Here is a 20,412-nt window from a genome sequence, read left to right as displayed (position 1 = left end):
GTCAAAGACTAGGCGCCCCGGACCGGTCCCGCAAGAAAATGTTTGCAATCGATTGCAGTCCAGTGCAGCCTAGGCGCAGGGAAGAGGTGACATCATGCGAACCATCAAGGGGCCGGCGCTGTTCCTGGCGCAGTTCATCGGCGATACGGCACCCTTCGACAGTTGGGACGGCATCACCCGCTGGGCGGCGGATTGCGGCTATCTGGGCGTGCAGGTGCCGACCAATGACCCGCGAATGCTGGATCTGGACCGGGCCGAAGCCTCGCAGGATTACCGCGACGAATTTCTGGGCACCGCGCGCGCGAACGGTGTCGAGGTGACCGAGCTTTCGACCCATCTGCAGGGCCAGCTTGTCGCCGTGCATCCGGCTTACGATTCGGCCTTTGATGCCTTCGCCCCCGCCGCCCTGCGGGGCCATCCCAAGGCACGGCAGGAATGGGCGGTCGATCAGGTCGCCCGCGCGATCCGGGTCAGCCGGTTGCTGGGGCTGGACCGGATGGCAACATTCTCGGGCGCGCTGGCCTGGCCCTATCTCTATCCCTGGCCGCAGCGCGCGCCGGGACTGGTCGAGACCGCCTTCGACACGCTGGCCCTGCGCTGGCGGCCGCTGCTGGATCTGGCCGAGGATCGCGGCGTCGATATCTGCTTCGAGATCCATCCCGGCGAGGATCTGCATGACGGCATCAGCTTCGAGATGTTCCTTGACCGCGTGAACGCCCATCCGCGCGCGAACATGCTGTACGATCCGTCGCATTACGTTCTGCAGCAACTGGATTACCTGCAGCATATCGACATCTATCACGACCGGATCCGCATGTTCCACGTCAAGGATGCCGAGTTCAACCCGACCGGGCGGCAGGGGGTCTATGGCGGGTTCCAGTCCTGGGTGAACCGGGCCGGGCGTTTCCGCAGCCCCGGCGACGGGCAGGTGGATTTCGGGGCCGTCTTCTCGAAGTTGACGCAGCACGATTTCGACGGCTGGGCGGTGGTCGAATGGGAATGCGCGCTGAAGCATCCCGAGGACGGCGCCCGCGAAGGTGCGGCGTTCGTGCGCGATCACATCATCCGCGTTACCCCGCATGCCTTTGACGATTTCGCCGCCGCCGGGATCGACCGGGCCGCGCTTGACCGGGTCCTGGGGCTATGAGGCCGGTCCGGCTTGGCATGGTCGGCGGCGGCAGCGGCGCCTTCATCGGCGCCATCCACCGCATCGCCGCGCGGATGGACGGCAAATATGTGCTGGAGGCCGGGGCGCTGTCCTCGGATCCGGCCCGCGCGCAGGCCAGCGCGGCGGAACTGGGCATCCCGCGCAGCTATGATGATTTCTCCGCGATGGCGCGGGCCGAGGCTGCGCGCACGGACGGGATCGAGGCGGTCGCCATCGTCACCCCGAACCACATGCATGCCGCGCCCGCGGTGGCCTTCCTGAAGGCCGGCATCCATGTCATCTGCGACAAGCCGCTGGCGGCGACGCCGGATCAGGCCGCGCAGATCGCCGAAGCCGCGCGCACGAGCACGGCGCGCTTCTTCCTGACGCATAACTATTCCGCCCTGCCGATGGTGCGCGAGGCCCGCGCGCTGGTGGCCGACGGCGTGCTTGGCGAATTGCGGCTGGTCCAGGCCGAATATCTGCAGGGCTGGCTGGCCGATCCGGCCGAGGGAAAGCAGGCCGAATGGCGCACCGATCCGGCCCGTGCCGGCGCCGGCGCGCTTGGCGATATCGGCACCCATGCCTGGCAACTGGCACAATTCGTGACCGGCCAGACGCCCGCGCATCTGAGCGCCGATCTGTCCAGCATGGTCCCCGGACGCCCGGTCGATGACAACGCCCGGATCGCGCTGCGCTATGCCTCGGGTGCCAAGGGGGGCTTGTGGGTCAGTCAGGTGGCGGTCGGTCAGGAAAACGGGCTTTCCTTGCGCCTTTTCGGCACGAAAGCCGCGCTGGAATGGCGCCTGCAGGACAGCGAGAGGCTGATCCTGACGCCCAAGGACGGCCCGGCGCAGCTCCTCACGCGCGCGCAGGACCGCAGCGCCTCGTTCCGCACCCCGCCGGGTCACCCCGAGGGCTATCTGGAGGGGTTTGCCAATCTCTATACCGACATCGCCGCGATCATCCGGGGCGATCTTGCGCATCAGGACCGGGTGCCGGGGCTGGATGCGGGGCTGTCGGGCATGGCCTTCATCGCCGCGGCGCAGCGATCTTCGGCCGAGAATGGTGCCTGGGTCGAGGTCGGGTCATGACGGTTCTGGCGCTGCGCGGGGTCTCGAAAAGCTTTGGCCCGATCGAAGTGCTGCACGGTGTCGATCTGGCGCTGGAGCCGGGCGAGGTCCATGCCCTGATCGGCGAGAACGGCGCCGGCAAATCGACCATCATGAAGATCCTCGGCGGGTTCCTGGACCCCACGGCGGGCGAGATCGTGCTGGACGGCCAGCCCGTCCGGTTTGCCAGCGGGCCCGAGGCCGAGGCGCAGGGCATCGTCGTCATCCATCAGGAATTCAACCTCGCCCCCGACCTTTCGGTGGCCGCGAACATCTTCCTGGGCCGCGAGATCGGCCGCATCCGCATCGACCATGCCGCCATGCGTGCCCGGACGCAGGCGCTGCTGGACCGGCTGCACAGCCCGATCCCGCCCGGCACGCCGATTCGCGACCTGTCCGTGCCCGACCGGCAGATGGTCGAGATCGCCAAGGCGCTGTCACGCAATGCCCGCGTGCTGATCATGGACGAGCCGAGCGCGGTGCTGACCCATCGAGAGGTCGGCACGCTTTACGAACAGATCGACCGGCTGCGGGCCGAGGGGGTGGCGATCCTCTATTGCTCACACCGGCTGGACGAGGTCGCGCATCTGGCCGACCGCATCACCGTGCTGCGCGACGGCAGCGTGGTCCGGCAGGCACTTCGGGGCGAGTTGACCGAGGACGGCATGGCCGCCGCCATGGTCGGACGCGAGCTGCAGGATTTCTATCCGCCCAAGGGCAACCCCTCGGATCAACCCGCGCTGGAGGTCGAGAACCTGACCGTGCCGGGCCGGGTGCATGGTGTCAGCCTCAGGCTTCGCAAGGGCGAGGTGCTGGGCATCGCCGGGCTGGTCGGCTCGGGCCGAACGGAACTGGCCGAGGGGATCGTCGGGCTGCTGCCCGCGACCGGCGATATCCGGGTCGAGGGTCGCGCCGTGGCCATCCGCGACCTGCGCGACGCCTTCGCCGCCGGCCTCGCCTATCTGACCGAGGACCGCAAGGAGGCGGGGCTGCTGCTGAACAAGGGCCTGCGCGAGAACCTGACGCTGGCCACGCTGGAGCGTTTCGGCAACTGGCGGCTGGATACCGGGGCCGAGGATGCGGCGCTGGACCGTGCCACGCAGGATTTCGACATCCGCGCGCCCAGCCGCGAGATGGTGGCGGGCAAGCTGTCGGGCGGCAACCAGCAGAAACTGCTGCTGGCCAAGACCATGCTGCCCTACCCGCAGATCATCATCATCGACGAGCCGACGCGCGGCATCGACGTGGGCACCAAGCAGCAGATCTATGCCTTCATCCGCAAGCTGGCCGATGAGGGCCGCAGCCTGATCGTCATCAGCAGCGAAATGACCGAGGTGATCGGACTGGCCGACCGCGTGCTGGTGATGCGCGAGGGGCGGCTGGCCGGGCAGGTCGAGGGGGACGCCATGACCGAAGACAACATCGTGCGCCTCGCCATGGGCGTTGCCGGAGAAGCCGCATGAAGATGGACCTGCATACGCTTGGGCCGCTGGTGGCGCTGATCGCGCTGGTGATCCTCGGGGCGCTTCTGAACCCCGCCTTCCTGGCGCCGGCGAATATCACCAACGTGCTGGCGCGCTCGGCCTTCATCGGCATGATCGCGGTGGGCATGACCTTCGTCATCACGGCGGGCGGACTGGATCTGTCGGTGGGCTCGATGGCCGCATTCCTGGCCGGGATCACCATCATCGCCATGAACGCCGCCCTGCCCGGCATGGGCGAGAACTGGGGCACGATCCTGATCGGCATGGGCGTGGCCATCGCGGGCGGGATCGCGGCGGGCTATCTGAACGGTGCGCTGATCACCAAGGCCCGGATCGAGCCCTTCATCGTCACCCTGGGCACCATGGGCATCTTCCGCTCGCTGGTCACCTGGCTGGCCGATGGCGGCACGCTCAGCCTCGAATACGGGCTGCGCACGCTTTATCGCCCGGTCTATTACGGCGGCATCGGCTGGATCACCTGGCCGATCATCGTCTTCGCGCTGGTCGCGCTTGCCGGCGAATGGATCATGCGCCATTCGCGGTTCGGCCGCCATGTCGAGGCCATCGGCTCGAACGACCGGGTGGCGCGCTATTCGGCCATCGACGTGAACCGAGTGCGGCTCTTGACCTATGTGCTGCTGGGCCTGCTGGTCGGGCTGGCGGTGGTGCTTTACGTACCGCGGCTCGGCTCGGCCTCGGGATCGACGGGTGTGCTGTGGGAACTCGAGGCCATCGCCGCCGTCATCATCGGCGGCACCGCGCTGAAGGGCGGCACGGGCCGGGTCTGGGGCACCGTGGTCGGGGTCCTGATCCTCAGCCTCATCGACAATATCCTGAACCTGGCCGATCTGGTCAGCCCCTATCTAAACGGGGCGATCCAGGGGGTCATCATCGTTCTTGCTGTGGTCCTGCAGCGGGAAAAACGCACCGCCGACGAGCGGTAAACAGGGAGGAAAAACATGCAACGCAGAAGCCTGATGAAAGCCGCCGCCATCGCCGCCATTCTGGCGGGCGCAGGCGCGGCCGGCGCGCAGGATGCCGAGAAGAAGGTGATCGGGGTGTCGATCCCTTCGGCCACCCACGGCTTCATGGGCGGGCTGAACTGGCACGCGCAGGACAGTATCGAACGGCTGTCGGCGGCCTATCCGAACCTTGAATTCGTGCTGGCCACGGCCGGCGATGCCGCCAAGCAGGTGAACGATATCGAGGACATGATGGCCACCCGCAATATCGACGGGCTGGTCGTGCTGCCCTTCGAATCCGAGCCGCTGACCGCGCCGGTCGCCGCCGTCAAGGAGGCCGGGAAATTCGTCACCGTGGTGGACCGCGGCCTCAGTCAGGAAGGCATCGAGGATCTGTATGTCGCCGGTGACAACACCGCCTTCGGGCGGGTGGCGGGCGAATATTTCGCCCAGAACCTCGAGGCCGGTTCCAAGGTCGTCGTGCTGCGCGGCATCCCCACGACGCTGGACAATGAGCGGGTCGAGGCATTCCAGGCGGCGCTGGACGGATCCGAAATCGAGATCCTCGACATGCAGCACGGCAACTGGAACCGCGACGACGCCTTCACCGTCATGCAGGACTATCTGTCGAAATACCCGGAGATCGACGCCGTCTGGGCGGCCGACGACGACATGGCCATCGGCGTGATGGAGGCCATCGCCGCCGCCAACCGCACCGAGGAAATGTGGGTGATCGGCGGCGCCGGGATGAAGGAGGTGGTCAAGCGGATCATGGAGGGCGACCCGCAACTGCCGGTGAACGTCACCTATCCGCCGGCGCTGATCTCCTCGGCCATCGAGATGACGGCGCTGCGCTTTGTCTCGAACGCGCCGATGACCGGGCGTTTCATCATCAGCAGCCAGCTGATCACGCCCGAGAACGCGGAACAGTTCTACTATCCCGACAGCCCGTTCTGATCGCTCAGGCGGCGGGCTGGCCATCAAGCGTGCTCAGCCCGCCCTCAGGATCGACCAGCCGCACCGGCCCAAGCCCCAGCCGCCGCGCGGCCTGCCGGATGGCCTCGCGCTGCATCAGCACGAAGCCCGTCGAGGCGGCATCGGCCAGCGCCGCCGACGCCGCCTCGACCGACACCGTGGACCAGAGCGGGGGTTGACCCCGCGGCCCCAGGATATGGCCCTGCCCCGACGGAAACAGCAGCGCGCCGGGGGATGAGGTCGCCACCGCCCGCCCGGCCCGCAGGGTGATGCGGCCCAGCGTGCCGGCGGCGGGATCGGCCAGTTCCAGCGCGAAATCGCCCTCGAGCGCCCGGGCCTCACCCATATCGACCAGCACCTGCCCCAGACCGCGCCCGGCCAGCAGCGTGGCAACCCGGTCGGTGGCGATGCCCTGGGCGATGCCGTTCAGCGTCAGCGCCTGACCCGGCGCCAGCCGCAGCTCCGTTCCCTGCTGGCGCAGCCCGGCAAAGGGCACCAGCGCGCGCGGATCCGGCCCTCCGCCCTCGGCCAGTTGCCGCCACAACGGCTGAACACCCGGATCGAACGCCCCGCCGGTCGCCACATGGACCCGCCGGGCCAGCGACAGCGCCGCGCGCATCTCGGGCGACGGCGCGCCGCGCCGGTCCCGGTTCAGCCGGCTCAGTTCGGAATCGCGATAGAGCGAGAATACCGCCTCGATCCGTTCGATCTCGGCCCGGACGGCGGCCAGCAGATCGTCGGGCGCCGCGCCACCGCGGATCAGGATCCGGGCCTCGGCCCCCAGAGCCCGGCCCCGCCATTCCGCCGCCCGGACGCCCCGCCCGGCCAGGATCCCGCCCGCGATGATCGTCAGCACCCGCCGCCGCCCGATCATGCCGCCAGCCTCCGGCCCCGGGCCTGCAGGCGCAGCGGCACGCATTGCGCCGGATCGTCGTGGATGGTCACGCAATCGAGGCACTGGAAACATTCGGAATAGCGGATCTGCCCTTTCGGCGCGATGGCGTCATAGCGGCAGCGCACCCGGCACAGCTGGCAGGGGCTGCCGCATTCCGCCCGGCGCGGGATCCAGCGCCGCAGCCGCAACAGCCCGCCCAGCCGCATCAGCGCCCCCAGCGGACAAAGCGTCCGGCAATAGCCCTTGAACCAGACCAGCGAGACCGCCACCCACCCCCCGGCCCACAGCACATAGGGCCATGGCCGGGCGAAGTGGGTGGTGATGGCGGTCTTGAACGGCTCGATCTCGGCCACCGTCTCGGCGTGCTGGGGCGCAAGGAAGGCGGTTGCGACCAGCAGGACCAGCGCGACGGGCCCGCTCCACAGCAATGCCCGTCCGACGGCGCGCGGCGGCTGCCACTCGCGCAGACCAAGGCGGCGTCCAAGGTGATGGGCGAATTCCTGCATCGCGCCGTAAGGGCACAGCCAGCCACAGAACAGCCCCCGGCCCCACAGCAGAAACCCGAGGATCGCCGCGACCCAGACCAGCAGCGAGAAGGGATCGTAAAGCAGAACCGCCAGCCCCCCGCCCTGCACCGCGCTGCGGATTACTGCCAGCGGCGTGACGATGGACAGCTGCCCCTGCCCCCAGAAGCCGACAAAGCCGATCGTCACCGCAAGGATCGCCAGCCGGATGACGGTGAACCGGCGCCGCGTCGCCAGCCAGCCCTGCCGCCACAGCAGAAGGAACAGCCCGGCAAGCCCCGCCGCCAGCAGCATCAGGTCGGTGCTGCGATTGTGCAGCGCATCGAGCCAGGGCGGCGCGGGTGGTGCGGCGCGTTCGGGAAACCGGAAAAAGCGATCCGGCAGGCCCATGGCCAGGGTGAAATCGCGGGTGCCGGTCTCGGGCTGGAACATGCCGTGACGGCGCGGGGCCTGCACCACAAGCTGCCAGTCGCGCGAGGGATCGAACCCCAGCCGCCGGTCCAGACGCAGGATCATCCGGGTCGCATTCTGCAAATCCTCGGGGATATCCCCGGACAGCCCGGCCAGCATATCCGCGTCGCGCAGCGCCAGCGGCAGGCCGTCCTGCATCGCCCCCAGAAGATCGGGCGCCGTGTTGCGAACGAAGGCGTCGCTGACCAGCCCGTGCCGCCCGGCCTCGATCAGCAGCAGCAGTTCGTCATCGAGGGCCAGCGCCGCAAGACCCTCGATCTCGGCCAGCGTATCGGGGGACAGCACTGCCCGGGCGATGGCGGGCGGCCCGATATCGACGGCATAGAGGTCCAGATAGGTCCCCTCGGGATCACCCGCAGCCTCGGGATCGTCATCCGCCCATTTCGTGCCCGCGAAGGCCGCCTGCACCTCGGCATTGCCGACCCGCAGATGCCGCACCAGACCTTTGGCGATCAGCGCGTCCCAGTCCAGCGTCTCGGCATATCCTGGGTCCGGGCGCGGCGGCGGGCCAGCGGTCACGCCCTGCATCCGCTCGCGCGCGACGGCCAGTGCGGCGGCGAGGATCGATTCATGGGCGATGCGGATGCTGGCCGTGGCCTTGGTCACCCCGTCCAGATAGACCAGATCCGAACCCGAACCCGCGCCATAAGGGTTGCCGACCACCAGCGGCTGATTGATCGAATGGCCGCGATATTGCGACAGAAACTGACGCAGCGGCGCCTCGCCCAGACCCGAAACAAAGATCGGCTCGTTATGACCCAGAAGCCGGGTGTCGATGAAGGCGCCGTCGAGATCCAGCAGCACGAGGATATTGATCGGCTGACCGGAAAAGCCGGGCAACGGCGCCAGCGGGCCGGTCTCGAACACATATCCCGCCTCGCCGCCGCCGGAATTCAGCAGGCTCCAGACGCCACGGTCATTCAACGGCTCGCCAAGCGCATAGGGGGCCGAGATCAGCGCCGCCAGCGCCTCGCGCGCCAGCGGCTCGGCCCGAAGCGGGGCCGAAAGCAGGACGAACAGAAGGACAAGCCAGCGCATGGCACCAGAGTAGCGCCGGCGCAGCACCGATAAATGCGACGAAAGTCGAGGCGGTTCAGAGGGTGGCGCTGTGCGGCAGCAGCCAGACGCCCGCGCGCGGGACCTCGCCCACCCGCAGCCGGCAGCCATAGGCATCCGACAGCAGCGCGCTGTCCAGCACCTCGGCCGGCGCCCCCTCGGCCATGGCGCGGCCGCCCCGCATCAGCAGCACATGATCGGCAAACATGCCGGTCAGATTCAGGTCATGCATCACCGCCACCACGCCACCGCCGCGCCGCGCGTAATCGGCGGCCAGCCGCATCACCGCGATCTGATGGGCGATGTCGAGGCTGCTGACCGGCTCGTCCAGCAGCAGCCAGCGCGGCGCGCCATCGACGACCGGCTGCCAGACCTGAACCAGCGCGCGGGCCAGCTGCACCCGTTGCTGCTCGCCCCCCGACAGTTCCTGATAGAGACGCCCGGCATGGCCCGGCAGCCCGACCGCGGCCAACGCCTCACCAATCAGCGCGCCCTGACGGATCTGGTCCCCGGCAACCGAGGTCAGGCCGATGCGGACGATCTCGGCGGCGGTGAAGGGAAAGCTGATGGCGCTCTGCTGCGGCAGGACGGCCCGATGCCCGGCCAGCACCTCGGGGCGCATCCCGACGATCGGCAGCCCGTTCAGCGCGATCCGGCCCGAGACCGGCACGATCTCGCCCGCCAGGGCGCGCAGCAGCGAGGTCTTGCCCGATCCGTTCGGGCCGATGATCGCCGTCACCCGGCCAACAGGGGCGGTCAGATCGACGCCATGCAGGATATCGGTCCGGCCGAGGCGCAGGTGGATGTCGCGGGCGATCAGGCTCATGCGTCCAGCACCCGGCGGTTCGACAGCAGCACCCAGAGGAAGAACGGCCCGCCGATCATCGCGGTGACGATGCCGATCGGCAGCTCGGCCGGGGCAACGACGCTGCGGCTGATCATGTCGGCCGCGATCAGCACCGAGGCCCCCAGCAGCCCCGAATTGACCAGCAGCCAGCGGTGATCCGGCCCCGCCAGCAGGCGCAGAAGATGCGGCACGACGATGCCGACAAAGCCGATCCCGCCCGAGATGGCGACCGCCGCCCCGGTCGCGGCCGCGGCCGACAGGATCGCGCCGGCCTTGACGCGCTGCACGCGCAGCCCGACATGGGCGGCGGCGGCCTCGCCCAGGGCCAGCCCGTTCAGGCCACGCGCCAGAAAGGGCGTGACCGCCAGCGCCGCAAGGATGATCGGTGCCGCCGCGCCAAGCTTGGTCCAGCTGGCTCCGGCCAGCGAGCCCAGCCCCCAGAAGGTCAGGTCGCGCAGTTGCTGGTCATTGGCGCGATAGATGATCAGCCCCGACAGGGCGGCGATCATCGCCGCCAGCGCGATGCCGGCCAGCAGCATGGTGGCGACCGAGGTGCGGCCCTGCCGCGTGGCGATGCCGTAAAGCACGATCATCGCCACCCAACTGCCGGCGAAGGCCGCGAGCGGCACCAGATGCCAGCCCGCAAGCGCGGCGATGGACGGCGGCAGCAGCCCGCCCAGCACGATGGCCGAAATCGCCCCCAGCGAGGCACCGGCGCTGACGCCCAGCAGCCCCGGATCGGCCAGCGGATTGCGGAACAGCCCCTGCATCACCGCCCCCGAGACGGCCAGCGCGGCCCCCACCAGAACCCCCGACAGCAGCCGCGGCAGGCGGATGTCGAACAGCACCACCCGGTCGATCTCGGCCAGATCACGCCCGGCGGCCCAGTCCGTCAGCACGGCAGCGGCCGAGACACCGGATGCCCCGCTGCCCAGCGACAGGACCGACACCGCCAGCAAAAGCAGGGTCAGCCAGGCCGCCAGCGCGCGGCCCAGATGCCTGCGGTCGCCGGCCAGCCGGCCGCGCGGGGCGTCCAGCGCCACCATCAGGATCCCCCGTAGATGGCGTCATGCAGGTCCAGCGCCGCCCGGCCCGTGCGCGGCCCGAGGCCCAGCAGGTAAAGCCCGTCCATGCGGATCACCGCGCCATTCTTCACCGCCGGCGTCGTCGCAAGCGCGGGCACGGCCGCAAGCTCGTCATTCGTCGCGTCCAGATCGGCCGTCGCCTCGCCCCGATGCATCATCAGGATCACATCGGGCGCGGCGGCCGTCACCGCCTCGTCGGTCAGGGGCTTGTAGCCCTCGATGCCCTGCACGGCATTCACCGCGCCGGCCATGCGGATGATGGTATCCGCCTCGTTGTCCTGGCCGGCGGCCATGACCCGCCCACCCTGCAGGGTCAGGATGAACATCACCCGCCGGGTCTCGGTCTTGCCGGCCAGAGCGGCCAGCGCATCCAGTTCGGCCTGCAGCCGGGCGACCGGCGCCTCGGCCGCCTCGGGGACGCCCAGAGCCTCGGCCACCGCCTCGATCTTGGCGATCAGCCCGCCCTCGCCGGTGCCGTCGGGAATGGTCTCGAAGGGGATGCCCGCCTCTTTCAGGACGGCGATGGTCTCGGGCGGGCCGGCGCTTTCCTCGGACAGGATCAGGTCAGGCGCCACCGACAGCACCCCTTCCGCGGACAGCGCCCGCATGTAGCCGACATCGGGCAGGGCCTCGGCCTCGGGCGGAAAGCTGGAGGTGGTGTCGCGGGCGACAAGCCGGTCCTGCTGGCCCAGGGCATAGACGATCTCGGTCACCGCCCCGCCGATCGACAGCACCCGCCCCGCCTCGGGGTAGGAACCCGCAGGCGCGGGCGCGGCCCAAAGCAGCCCGGCCAGCGCCGCCGCCATCGGCAGCAGCGTCATGCAAAGGCAGGCCGGCCGCGCGGGCTCGGCGAGCGAGATACGGGCGTTCATGCCGGAACCTTGGGCGCCGGCAGCGCCTCGACCAGGTGCGCCCAGCCCTCGGCATCGCCGCCCTTTTCCGGCCGCATCCCGAAGCACTGGAAGATCACCGCGCCCTCGGCATCGAAGGCCTCGACCGAGATCGCCGGGCCGCGCTTGGTCGGCTTGTTGACCAGCCAGACCTCGGCCACATGATCGGCGCGCAGATGCAGGTTGAAACGCTCGTCCAGCACGTTCAGCCACGGCCCCATCGGCTTGAGGTTCTGCATCGGCCCCGAATGGATCTCGATGCAGCCCATGTTGCCGACGAACATCATCACCTGCTGGTTCTGGTCGCGCACCGCCTCGAACAGTGCCGGCACCGCGTCCACGTCCAGCGGCCGGGCATGGGGCGCGCCGACCAGCCGATAGGCGCCCAGACGGTTCATCTTCAGGCGGCTGACCAGCGTGTTGAACTGGTGCGTGTCGGTCATCTTTTCCCATTCGCTGCGCAGCTTGTCGGCGCGGTCCTCGGCGATCTTCGCCGGCGGGGTCTTGGCGCGGGGCCGGAACTCGGACGGCGTTTCCTGATCGGGCAGCGCCAGTTCGCCAAGCAGCGCCGACCAGGCCCCGAGGTCCGAGCCCTCGCGCAGATAGATCTTGTGGACCGCATCGCCCGCCGCATCGAAGACCTGCACCGAACGGCGCGGGCCGTTCGCGTTTTCAGCCTCGACCGCATAGGCATGGGTCCAGCGGCCGGGGAAGATGCGCAGGTCGATCTCGGGGTTCAGCGTCATCGCCGCGTGGTCGCCATCGTGGAAATCGGTATAGCGCCCGATCTTCTCGATCACGCAGGACCGGTTGCGGGTCAGCGCCATCACCTCGCCCAGCCTCTCGACCGCGGGAATCAGCCGGCCCGGAACCGGGTCGATCCGGGTCACGCCCAGGCCCAGATCGGCCTCGACCAGCGCGGCCTCGGAGACGCCAAGCTGCGCGGCCAGATCATAGGGTCGCACGGTCGCCTCGCGCTTCAGTTCGCGCAGCCGCGCGGGGGTCAGATCATTCATGGTGAGCCTCTGCTGCAAGCATTCGGAATTATCCGGCAAACAGCCGGACGCAGTTCTTGACAGTTTTAATAAGACTCTCTAGCGGACGCAAGACGCCAGCCGCCGCCAGCGCAAAAAACAACGCCCCGGCACCGATAGAGGACTGGCAATGAACAGACATTTTGCAGCAATCACCATTTTGCTGGGATCGACCGCGCTGCCTGCGGCGGTCGCGGCGCAGGACCCGGCGCTTGAGGTTCCGGCCAGTGAAGACACGCTCATCCAGAATCCCGCGGCCGAAAGGGCCACCGCCCTCGACCCAATCGTGCTCAGCGCCGGGGTCGAGCAGGTCGCCTCATCCGTGCCGCAATCGGTCAGCGTCGTGGGCGGCGCGGAACTGAACGAGATCCAGGCCGGCAATATCGGCGACATCCTCGAGAACGTGCCGGGCGTCGCCGGGGTCGGATCGGGCGGCTTCTTCGGGCAGGGCTTCAACATCCGCGGCTTCGGCTCGCCGGGGACCGCGGCCTCGGAGGCCGGCATCGTCCAGCTGATCGACGGCGAGGAAAAGTATTACGAATCCTATCGCCAGGGCTCGATCTTCGTCGAGCCGGACTTCCTGAAACGGGTCGAGGTCCTGCGTGGTCCCGGCGCCTCGACGCTCTATGGCTCGGGCGCGCTTGGCGGCATCATCTCGATGGAGACGATCGACGCCGCCGACGTGATCCCGCTGGGCCAGACCAGCGGCGGCCGGGTCAGGCTGGGCTATGCCTCGAACCCCGACACGGCTTTCGGCAGCATCGCCTGGGGCTGGATGCCCAGCGACGACTTCCAGGCGCTGGCGGCCTTGGCCTTCCGCAAGCTGGGCGATACGACCGATGCCGATGGCGATGTCATCGTCCGCTCGAATTCCGAGACCCCGAACGTCCTGCTGAAGGCCACCAAGACCTTCGGCGACCAGTATGTCGAGGCCTCGTATCAGCATCTCGAGGCCGAGGGCGACGACCAGGATTTCAACCAGCTTGACGGCCCGCAGATCGGTCTGTTCCCCGGCTTTCCCGGCTGGGGCGTCGGCGACATCCTGACCCGCGATCAGGTCGCCCGGCTGGAATGGGGCTGGGCACCGGCCGACAACCGCTATATCGATACGATGGTCAGCCTGTCCTACACCAACACGATCAAGGACACGAAGCAGGGCAGCGACCCGGACGAGCCGATCATGGACAGCCTGCTGGGGCGGCGCGATTATGCCCTGTGGCGGCTGCGGGCGCAGAACGTCTCGGACCTGTCGGGCGAGAATTTCGACCATTTCCTGACCATCGGCGCCGAAACCTCGAAGCAGGACCGGTCCAACAGCACCACCTCGTCCTCGCATCCCGAGGGCTATACGCGCTCGGCCGCGATCTTCGCCTGGTCGCAGTCGGAATGGGGCCGGTTCAGCATGAATGCGGGCCTGCGCTACCAGCGCCAGAATACCGAGGCGAAGGACAGCGTCGCCGGCGTGACCGACGAGGTCGACGGCAACTCGTTCGAGCCGCAGATCGCGCTCATGTACAGCCTGACGGATGCCTGGTCGGTGTTCGGCTCGCTGGCCCTGGTCAACCGTCTGCCGACCGTGGACGAGCTTTACGACGGCTTCATGGGCGGCGCGCCCTCACCCGATCTCAAGAACGAGGAAGGCCGGAACATCGAGATCGGCGTCAGCTATGCCTCGACCGACCTGCTGCGGGCCGGCGACGAGGCGTCGATGAAACTGACCCTGTTCCACAACCGCATCGACAACATGATCATGCGCACCAACATGCCCGCGCCGACCCCGTCCTATGTCAATATCGACCGCGCCTATCTGCGCGGCGGCGAGTTGGAGGCCAGCTATCTGTCGGGCGACTGGCTGCTCAACGCCGGCGTGTCGGTCGTTGACGGCGAGGATCAGGATGGCGAGGTCCTCGACACCCTGCCGAACAACACCCTGCTGCTGTCGGCGGTCTGGCAGGCCACGCCGGACTGGCAGCTGGGCGCCCGCGGCACCCTGGCCCAGGGCCGGGACAAGCCCGATGACAGCCATCGCGGCGGCTATGGCGTCTATGACATCTTCGCCATCTGGACGCCGCAGCAGGGCGCGCTGGACGGGCTTGAGGTGAACATGGGCATCGACAACCTGACCAACCGCGAATACGTGCCCGCGACCTATGTGACCGGACCGGCGCCGGGCCGGAACTTCAAGGTCTCGCTGAGCCGCGCCTTCTGACGCCCCCTTAGCCCCGGCCGGCATCCCGCCGCCGGGGCCTTTTCGACAAGGGCATCCGCCCAGACGGTGGCGACGGGGTGCCGCAGGCAGACATCGACGGCGCCGGCCCTGATCGCACCTGTCACCGGAACGCCGGCCCTCGCCATCATCGGGGCGATGAAGATGGGGCGTGGAATCGCGGCGCATCGCTGCGGCCGGCTGGAACATCGTTGCACCGCCAGCCGCAGCCTCGCCCGGGGCGCGGAAATCGCCGGAATTCCCGAGGATGCGTCACTAAGTCACGCAGCGTCACATAATCTCCAACCATCTGAGTCAAAATGGGAATATGGAATCCCGCGCAATTTTGCTGCATCGCAGCATGGATTGATATTGCAATGCAGCATCGGGTCTTCCATATTCACCTCATCAAGCGGCAGACGCCGCCCGAACCTGGAGAGAACCAATGGCCAAAGCAGCCACCACCGCCGTCTCGACCAAAGCCGAAGACGGGAAGCTGTCCGCGAAATTCCACGAAGCCTATGGCAATGCCGCCGGCAACCTGAAGAACGCGCAAGAGAACGTCCGCAAGGTTTCGCAGGCCGTCGTCGCTTCGGGCCGCGCCACCTATGAAGGCGTGCTGGAATTCGACCGCACCGTGCTGGAGCATGTCCGCGAAGGCATCGAGGACAGCGTCACCTATGGCCGCGAAGTGCTGAAAGCGCCGAGCCTGAAGGCCGTTGCCGAGATGCAGAAGGACTTCGCCACCCGCCGCCTGAACTGCGTCGCCAGCCAGCTGAAATCGCTGGTTGACCTGGCTCAGGCCCGGACCCTGGAAGCCTGGGCCCCGCTGCAGGACCTGGTCGAGAACACCGCCGAGCCGGTCGCCAAGGTCGAAGCCGCCAAGGTCGAAGTCGCCAAGACCGAGCCGGCGAAGCCCGCGACCGCGGCCTGATCGCAAACCGCATTCCGAATTCGATCGGGGCGCCCGCAGATGCCGGGTGCCCCGTTCTTCTGCCCCTGCCCCCGGGGGCAGACTAAGGACGGTCAACCGGCCGGAGGAAGGTCCTGGCTTCCTTCCAGCGCCTCGGCGCCGGACCGGCCGATGCCATCGCGAATGTCGTCGGCGATGGCGACCGTCAGCCTGTCGGCGTCGCGATCGCGCAGCGCCGACAGGATCGTCTTGTGATGATCCACCAGATAATAGCTCTGCACCCCCTTCAGCACCTGTCGCTGGAACGGGCCAAGCTGCAGCCAGACGCTTTCGATCAGCGGCATGATGGCCTGATCGGGATTGGACAGATACAGCCGGCGGTGGAATTCGTGGTTGAGATGGGTCAACTGGTCGTAATCCTGCATCCCAAGCGCGGCATCCATTCGCGCGTCCACGGCGGCCAGGTCTGCGATGGCGATATCGGCCAGATGCGGCAAGGCGCGCACCGCCGCGTGGCATTCCAGCACGATCCTCAGTTCGATCAACTCGCGGAACCGGCCGATCCGCATCTGCGGCACCCGGATGCGGCGATTATCCAGCACCTCGACCGCCTGATCCGAACTCAGCCGCCGGATCGCCTCGCGCACCGGGGTCGGGCTGAGGTCCAGATAGGCCGCCAGCCCCCGCATCGTCAGCGAGGTTGCCGGCGGAATCGCGCCCAGCATGATGGCGTTGAATATCCGGCGATAGGCATAGTCCTGCGTGGTCATGCCGTCATCCTTGCGGATCTCTGGCAGATACCAGTCCCCCTGCTTGCCCATCCTGTCATCCCCGTCTCGTGCCGGCCACGATCCTAGAACAAAAGTCCGGGCAGGCAAGGCGGTTCGATATATCATTTGCCATGATCGTATCACAGAACTTTGCGCCCGCGCCGGTTTGACATGGCCGGCCATCCGGGCGATGGATCCGCAAGCGTTTACGGATCAGAGGTCCAATGTCCTCACCCGACCCCAACAGGGCGCAACTGACGCGCTCGGACCGCGACGGAACGGTCGCGCTGCAAGGTGATCTGGTGGTCTGGACCTTGCCCACCCTGCCGGACGGGGCGGTCCCGCGTCTGGATCTGTCGGGGCTGTCGCGGCTGGATACGGCCGGCGCGTGGTATCTGTCCCGCCAGCAGGCCGCCGGCGCGACCCTGTCGGGCCTGTCCGAGCGCCATGCCGAGCTTCTGGACACTGTCGCCGGCGCCATGACCGAACCCGTGCCCGACCCCGCGCCGGACATGCCGCGCTGGCGGCAGATGCTGGACCGGGCGGGCCGGCGGGTGGTCTCCGGGCTGGTCTTCTTTCGCGAACTGGCCGAATATCTGGGCCGCTTCGTCGCGGCGCTGCTGCGGGCGCTGCGCCACCCGTCCGAATTCCGGCTGACCTCGCTGGTCTATCACTGCCAGGAAACCGGGCTGCGCGCGGTGCCCATCGTCACCCTCATGTCCTTCCTGATCGGCGTGGTGCTGGCCTTTCAGGGTGCCACCCAGCTGCGGCAGTTCGGCGCCGAGGTCTTCGTCGTCGATCTGATCGCCATCGCGGTGCTGCGCGAACTGGGCATCCTGCTGACCGCGATCATCGTCGCCGGCCGTACCGCCTCGGCACTGACCGCGGCCATCGGCTCGATGAAGATGCACGAGGAAATCGACGCCATGCGGACGCTGGGCATGGATCCGGACATGGTGCTGATCCTGCCGCGGGTTCTGGCGCTGGTCCTGATGCTGCCGATCCTCGGGCTGATCTCGGATGTGGCCGGTCTGGTCGGCGGCGCGGTGATGTCCTGGATCGAGCTTGGCATCTCGCCGGCAATGTTTCTGGCCCGCCTGTCCGATGTCGAAGCCTCCAACGCCCTCGTCGGGCTGGTCAAGGCACCGGTCTTTGCGCTGATCATCGGCGTGATCGGCTGCCATGCCGGCATGAAGGTCGGCAAGGACGCGGATTCGCTGGGCCGGCAGACCTCGACCGCCGTGGTCAACGCGATCTTCGCCGTCATCATCGCCGATGCGCTGTTCTCGATCTTCTTCTCCGAGGTCAATCTGTGAGCGTCGAGAATGTCATCGAGGTCCGGGGCCTGCAGACCCGGTTCGGCAGCCATGTCGTCCATGACGGGCTGGATCTGGATGTCCGGCGGGGCGAGATTCTGGGCGTGGTCGGCGGATCGGGCACCGGCAAGTCGGTCCTGCTGCGCAGCATCGTCGGGCTGAACCGGCCCTCGGCCGGCTCGATCCGGGTGTTCGGGATGGATCTGGACGAGTTGACCGGCGAGGCCCGCGAGGCGCTGGAACAGCGTTGGGGCGTCATGTTTCAGGACGGGGCGCTGTTTTCAGCCCTGAACGTGCGCGAGAATGTCGAGGTGCCGCTGCGCGCCGTGCCCGGCCTCGGCGATGACCGGCGCCGCGCGCTGGCCGAACTGAAGGTGGCGATGGCCGGGTTGCCACGGCTCGCCAATGACAAGTTTCCCTCGGATCTGTCGGGCGGGATGCGCAAGCGGGCCGGGCTGGCCCGGGCGCTGGCGCTGGACCCCGAGATCGTTTTTCTGGACGAGCCCACCGCCGGGCTGGATCCGATCGGGGCCAGTGCCTTCGACCGGCTGATCGTGGCGCTGCGCGACACGCTGAACCTGTCGGTGTTCATGGTCACCCATGATCTGGACACGTTGCATGCCTGTTGCGACCGGATCGCGGTGCTGGCGGAAAAACGGGTGCTGACGACCGGCACCATGGCGGAAATGCTGAAGATCGATCACCCTTGGGTGCATGAATATTTCCACGGCCCCCGCGCCCGCGCGGCGCAGCCATTGGATGAAGGCAAAGGCTAGAGCATGGAAACAAAGGCCAATTTCATCCTGATCGGCGCCTTCACCACGGCCGGATTTCTGGCCCTGCTGGGCTTTCTGATGTGGTTCGCCAAGCTGCAGCTGGACCGGACCTACGATCGCTATGACGTCTATTTCACCGAAGTGTCGGGACTGGCGGTGTCCTCGGAGGTGCGCTTTGCCGGGCTGAACGTGGGAACGGTGGTCGACATGCGGCTGGCGCCCGACAGCGACGGCCCGGTACGGGTGCGGCTGGAAGTGGCCGAGGGTACGCCGATCCGGGTCACCTCGCGCGCCTCGATCGAGTCGCTGGGCGTGACCGGGGTGTCCTATGTCTCGATCACCTCGGGCAACACCGCCACGCCGCTGCTGCGCGAGCAATCCGACCAGTCGATCCCGGTCATCCGCTCCACCCGCTCGGCCCTGCAGACCCTGGCCGAACAGGGCCCCGAAATCATCGAGCGGCTGAACACCGTCGCCGACCAGTTGACCCGGCTTCTGGGCGACGAGAACCAGACCCGCGTGAGCAATATCCTCGGCAATGTCGAACGGGCCAGCGGCAATCTGGATCGGGCCATGGCCGATGTCTCTTCGGCCACGGACGCCATCGGCGAGGCGGCCGAGGGCATCTCGGCCTTCGGAAAGACCCTGGATCGGCTCAGCGGCACGGCTGACACGGCGCTGGTCGATTTCTCGAAGGCGGCACAGACGGCGGATGGCACCTTCGCCACCGCGACCCAGACGCTGGAGGCTGTCCGCGGCTATGTGAACAGCGATCTGACCGATCTGACCCGGCGGCTGGACGAGACTGCGGCGACGCTGCAAACCGATCTGTCGCAACTGGCCGCGCGGGCAGAGACCAGCTTTGACGCGCTGGACCGCACGCTGAATGCCGGAACCGGCGCCTTCGAGGCCGCGCAGGAGATTTTCGGCACCGATCTCGGCCCGATCATCGCCGATCTGCGGGTCACGCTGACCAGCGTCAGCGAGGCCATCGGCAGCGTCTCGGACCGGCTGCCCGGAATCGTCGATCAGGTCGGCAATGCCGCCGATTCAGCGGCCTCGGCCTTTGCCTCGCTGCGCGATCTGCTGGACGGCGCGCGTCAACCGGTGCAGGCTTTCGCCACCGAGGCATTGCCGCAGTTCTCGCGCCTGTCGGTCGAGCTGCGCGGACTGGTCGGCAATGTGAACCAGTTCGTCGACGCCCTGAAACGCAACCCGGCGCAGATCCTGACCGGTCCGCGCGTCCCTGAATTCCGCCGTTGAGGTTCCCGATGCGCACGCCCCTTCTGCTTCTGGCCCTGACCACCACCCTGTCCGGCTGCGCCGGGCTGCTGCAGGGCGGCCCCGATCTTGACGTCTACGAACTGCGCGCCCCCGATTTCGAGGCCACGCGCTGCGGTCGCGGGCGGATCGCGCAGCTGGTGGTCGAACAGCCGAAGACCCGCGGCACGCTTGACAGCGAACGGATCATGATCCGGCCCTCGCCGCTGCAGACCGAATATCTGCCGGACGCGCAATGGGGCGACACCGTGCCGGTCACGCTGCAACGCCTGCTGGTGCAGGGGCTGGGCAGCTATGACGTCTTCGGCCATGTCGGCCGCGCGCCGCTGGGCCTTGCCGGCGATTACGCGCTGATCAGCGAGATCGACGATTTCAACGCCGAGGTCGCGGGCGAGGAAACCCTGGTCCGGCTGCGCGTCAGCGCCCAGCTGGTGCGCGAGATGGATGCCAGCATCGTCTCGCGCGGCAGCTTCGAGGTGACCATGCCCGCCGCCGGCACCAAGACATCCGAACTGGTCCCGGCCTTCGATCTGGCCGGGCAGGAACTGACCGCGCAGATGACCGACTGGGCGCTGCGCGGCGTTGGCGTGAACCCGGCCTCCTGCCGCTGACGAAAAAGGCGGCGCAAGGCCCCCGCCCTGCGCCGCCCCCTTCGCCCTCAGGCGTCG

General features: G+C 68.0%; 18 protein-coding genes. 11 read left to right on the top strand and 7 right to left on the bottom strand.

The window, feature by feature from the left end; genetic code table 11:
• The first annotated feature begins 94 nt into the window (after nt 1-94).
• The 5 genes from KNW02_RS02150 to KNW02_RS02130 are packed head-to-tail and all read left to right on the top strand — an operon-like array spanning nt 95 to nt 5,662.
• The gene (locus KNW02_RS02150; RefSeq protein WP_216031613.1) at nt 95-1,147 is read left to right on the top strand and encodes a sugar phosphate isomerase/epimerase family protein; all 1,053 of its coding nucleotides are present in this window, start codon (nt 95-97) and stop codon (nt 1,145-1,147) included.
• Complete coding sequence (locus KNW02_RS02145) at nt 1,144-2,241, top strand: Gfo/Idh/MocA family protein (RefSeq protein WP_216031612.1); 1,098 nt, start codon at nt 1,144-1,146, stop codon at nt 2,239-2,241. The genes KNW02_RS02150 and KNW02_RS02145 overlap by 4 nt, the downstream gene beginning before the upstream one ends.
• A complete protein-coding gene (locus KNW02_RS02140; protein WP_216031611.1) occupies nt 2,238-3,722 on the top strand; it encodes a sugar ABC transporter ATP-binding protein in 1,485 nt (494 codons plus the stop codon). Before KNW02_RS02145 ends, KNW02_RS02140 begins: the two co-directional genes overlap by 4 nt.
• Nucleotides 3,719-4,687 (top strand): ABC transporter permease, encoded by a 969-nt coding sequence (locus tag KNW02_RS02135; protein ID WP_216031610.1) that lies wholly within the window; start codon nt 3,719-3,721, stop codon nt 4,685-4,687. The genes KNW02_RS02140 and KNW02_RS02135 overlap by 4 nt, the downstream gene beginning before the upstream one ends.
• 15 nt (nt 4,688-4,702) lie before the next feature.
• Nucleotides 4,703-5,662: an ABC transporter substrate-binding protein gene (locus KNW02_RS02130; RefSeq protein ID WP_216031609.1), complete on the top strand. Its 960-nt coding sequence runs from the start codon at nt 4,703-4,705 to the stop codon at nt 5,660-5,662.
• A gap of 4 nt (nt 5,663-5,666) precedes the next feature.
• On the opposite strand, the gene KNW02_RS02125 is transcribed toward KNW02_RS02130, so the two are convergent.
• From KNW02_RS02125 to KNW02_RS02100, 6 genes are read right to left on the bottom strand one after another with little or no spacing between them, the layout of a single operon-like run.
• Nucleotides 5,667-6,554 carry an FAD:protein FMN transferase gene (locus tag KNW02_RS02125; protein ID WP_216031608.1) on the bottom strand — a complete coding sequence of 296 codons (888 nt, stop codon included), beginning with the start codon at nt 6,552-6,554 and terminating at the stop codon, nt 5,667-5,669.
• Complete coding sequence (locus KNW02_RS02120; RefSeq protein WP_216031607.1) at nt 6,551-8,608, bottom strand: 4Fe-4S binding protein; 2,058 nt, start codon at nt 8,606-8,608, stop codon at nt 6,551-6,553. The genes KNW02_RS02125 and KNW02_RS02120 overlap by 4 nt, the downstream gene beginning before the upstream one ends.
• 55 nt (nt 8,609-8,663) lie before the next feature.
• A complete protein-coding gene (locus KNW02_RS02115) occupies nt 8,664-9,452 on the bottom strand; it encodes a heme ABC transporter ATP-binding protein (RefSeq protein WP_216031606.1) in 789 nt (262 codons plus the stop codon).
• Entirely contained in the window at nt 9,449-10,519 is a 1,071-nt protein-coding gene (locus KNW02_RS02110; protein WP_216031605.1) for a FecCD family ABC transporter permease, read from the bottom strand. Before KNW02_RS02110 ends, KNW02_RS02115 begins: the two co-directional genes overlap by 4 nt.
• The gene (locus tag KNW02_RS02105) at nt 10,519-11,379 is read right to left on the bottom strand and encodes a heme/hemin ABC transporter substrate-binding protein (RefSeq protein WP_216031711.1); all 861 of its coding nucleotides are present in this window, start codon (nt 11,377-11,379) and stop codon (nt 10,519-10,521) included. The genes KNW02_RS02110 and KNW02_RS02105 overlap by 1 nt, the downstream gene beginning before the upstream one ends.
• A gap of 47 nt (nt 11,380-11,426) precedes the next feature.
• Nucleotides 11,427-12,464 (bottom strand): hemin-degrading factor, encoded by a 1,038-nt coding sequence (locus tag KNW02_RS02100; protein WP_216031604.1) that lies wholly within the window; start codon nt 12,462-12,464, stop codon nt 11,427-11,429.
• Between the two features lie 148 nt (nt 12,465-12,612).
• Here KNW02_RS02100 and KNW02_RS02095 point away from each other — a divergent pair, with 148 nt between their 5' ends.
• Both KNW02_RS02095 and KNW02_RS02090 read left to right on the top strand, forming a co-directional pair.
• Nucleotides 12,613-14,691, top strand: a complete 2,079-nt coding sequence (locus KNW02_RS02095) for a TonB-dependent receptor domain-containing protein (protein WP_216031603.1) — start codon at nt 12,613-12,615, stop codon at nt 14,689-14,691.
• A gap of 442 nt (nt 14,692-15,133) precedes the next feature.
• Nucleotides 15,134-15,622 (top strand): phasin family protein, encoded by a 489-nt coding sequence (locus KNW02_RS02090; protein WP_216031602.1) that lies wholly within the window; start codon nt 15,134-15,136, stop codon nt 15,620-15,622.
• A gap of 92 nt (nt 15,623-15,714) precedes the next feature.
• Here the strand turns inward: KNW02_RS02090 and KNW02_RS02085 are convergent, their stop codons facing one another.
• Nucleotides 15,715-16,422, bottom strand: a complete 708-nt coding sequence (locus tag KNW02_RS02085; protein ID WP_216031601.1) for a GntR family transcriptional regulator — start codon at nt 16,420-16,422, stop codon at nt 15,715-15,717.
• Nucleotides 16,423-16,595: 173 nt separating this feature from the next.
• Here KNW02_RS02085 and KNW02_RS02080 point away from each other — a divergent pair, with 173 nt between their 5' ends.
• From KNW02_RS02080 to KNW02_RS02065, 4 genes are read left to right on the top strand one after another with little or no spacing between them, the layout of a single operon-like run.
• Nucleotides 16,596-17,687, top strand: a complete 1,092-nt coding sequence (locus KNW02_RS02080; protein WP_216031600.1) for an ABC transporter permease — start codon at nt 16,596-16,598, stop codon at nt 17,685-17,687.
• The gene (locus KNW02_RS02075) at nt 17,684-18,463 is read left to right on the top strand and encodes an ABC transporter ATP-binding protein (RefSeq protein ID WP_216031599.1); all 780 of its coding nucleotides are present in this window, start codon (nt 17,684-17,686) and stop codon (nt 18,461-18,463) included. The genes KNW02_RS02080 and KNW02_RS02075 overlap by 4 nt, the downstream gene beginning before the upstream one ends.
• 3 nt (nt 18,464-18,466) lie before the next feature.
• Nucleotides 18,467-19,726, top strand: coding sequence for an MlaD family protein (locus tag KNW02_RS02070; RefSeq protein ID WP_216031598.1), 1,260 nt, complete (start codon nt 18,467-18,469; stop codon nt 19,724-19,726).
• Nucleotides 19,727-19,734: 8 nt separating this feature from the next.
• Nucleotides 19,735-20,355: an ABC-type transport auxiliary lipoprotein family protein gene (locus KNW02_RS02065; RefSeq protein WP_216031597.1), complete on the top strand. Its 621-nt coding sequence runs from the start codon at nt 19,735-19,737 to the stop codon at nt 20,353-20,355.
• The last annotated feature ends 57 nt before the right edge of the window (nt 20,356-20,412 follow it).

Origin of the sequence: Paracoccus marinaquae, assembly GCF_018860165.1 — a bacterium.
GTDB classification, from domain to species: Bacteria; Pseudomonadota; Alphaproteobacteria; order Rhodobacterales; family Rhodobacteraceae; genus Paracoccus; species Paracoccus marinaquae.
This window is presented reverse-complemented; position numbering and strand designations above follow the sequence as displayed.

Bases quoted from the DNA above. Each gene is read 5' to 3' on its own strand.
- KNW02_RS02135 (WP_216031610.1), top strand. From the start codon at position 3,719: ATGAAGATGGACCTGCATACGCTTGGGCCGCTGGTGGCGCTGATCGCG.
- KNW02_RS02150 (WP_216031613.1), top strand. From the start codon at position 95: ATGCGAACCATCAAGGGGCCGGCGCTGTTCCTGGCGCAGTTCATCGGC.
- KNW02_RS02095 (WP_216031603.1), top strand. From the start codon at position 12,613: ATGAACAGACATTTTGCAGCAATCACCATTTTGCTGGGATCGACCGCG.
- KNW02_RS02070 (WP_216031598.1), top strand. From the start codon at position 18,467: ATGGAAACAAAGGCCAATTTCATCCTGATCGGCGCCTTCACCACGGCC.
- KNW02_RS02065 (WP_216031597.1), top strand. From the start codon at position 19,735: ATGCGCACGCCCCTTCTGCTTCTGGCCCTGACCACCACCCTGTCCGGC.
- KNW02_RS02145 (WP_216031612.1), top strand. From the start codon at position 1,144: ATGAGGCCGGTCCGGCTTGGCATGGTCGGCGGCGGCAGCGGCGCCTTC.
- KNW02_RS02140 (WP_216031611.1), top strand. From the start codon at position 2,238: ATGACGGTTCTGGCGCTGCGCGGGGTCTCGAAAAGCTTTGGCCCGATC.
- KNW02_RS02085 (WP_216031601.1), bottom strand. From the start codon at position 16,422: ATGGGCAAGCAGGGGGACTGGTATCTGCCAGAGATCCGCAAGGATGAC.
- KNW02_RS02115 (WP_216031606.1), bottom strand. From the start codon at position 9,452: ATGAGCCTGATCGCCCGCGACATCCACCTGCGCCTCGGCCGGACCGAT.
- KNW02_RS02130 (WP_216031609.1), top strand. From the start codon at position 4,703: ATGCAACGCAGAAGCCTGATGAAAGCCGCCGCCATCGCCGCCATTCTG.
- KNW02_RS02110 (WP_216031605.1), bottom strand. From the start codon at position 10,519: ATGGTGGCGCTGGACGCCCCGCGCGGCCGGCTGGCCGGCGACCGCAGG.
- KNW02_RS02120 (WP_216031607.1), bottom strand. From the start codon at position 8,608: ATGCGCTGGCTTGTCCTTCTGTTCGTCCTGCTTTCGGCCCCGCTTCGG.
- KNW02_RS02100 (WP_216031604.1), bottom strand. From the start codon at position 12,464: ATGAATGATCTGACCCCCGCGCGGCTGCGCGAACTGAAGCGCGAGGCG.
- KNW02_RS02125 (WP_216031608.1), bottom strand. From the start codon at position 6,554: ATGATCGGGCGGCGGCGGGTGCTGACGATCATCGCGGGCGGGATCCTG.
- KNW02_RS02090 (WP_216031602.1), top strand. From the start codon at position 15,134: ATGGCCAAAGCAGCCACCACCGCCGTCTCGACCAAAGCCGAAGACGGG.
- KNW02_RS02080 (WP_216031600.1), top strand. From the start codon at position 16,596: ATGTCCTCACCCGACCCCAACAGGGCGCAACTGACGCGCTCGGACCGC.
- KNW02_RS02105 (WP_216031711.1), bottom strand. From the start codon at position 11,379: ATGACGCTGCTGCCGATGGCGGCGGCGCTGGCCGGGCTGCTTTGGGCC.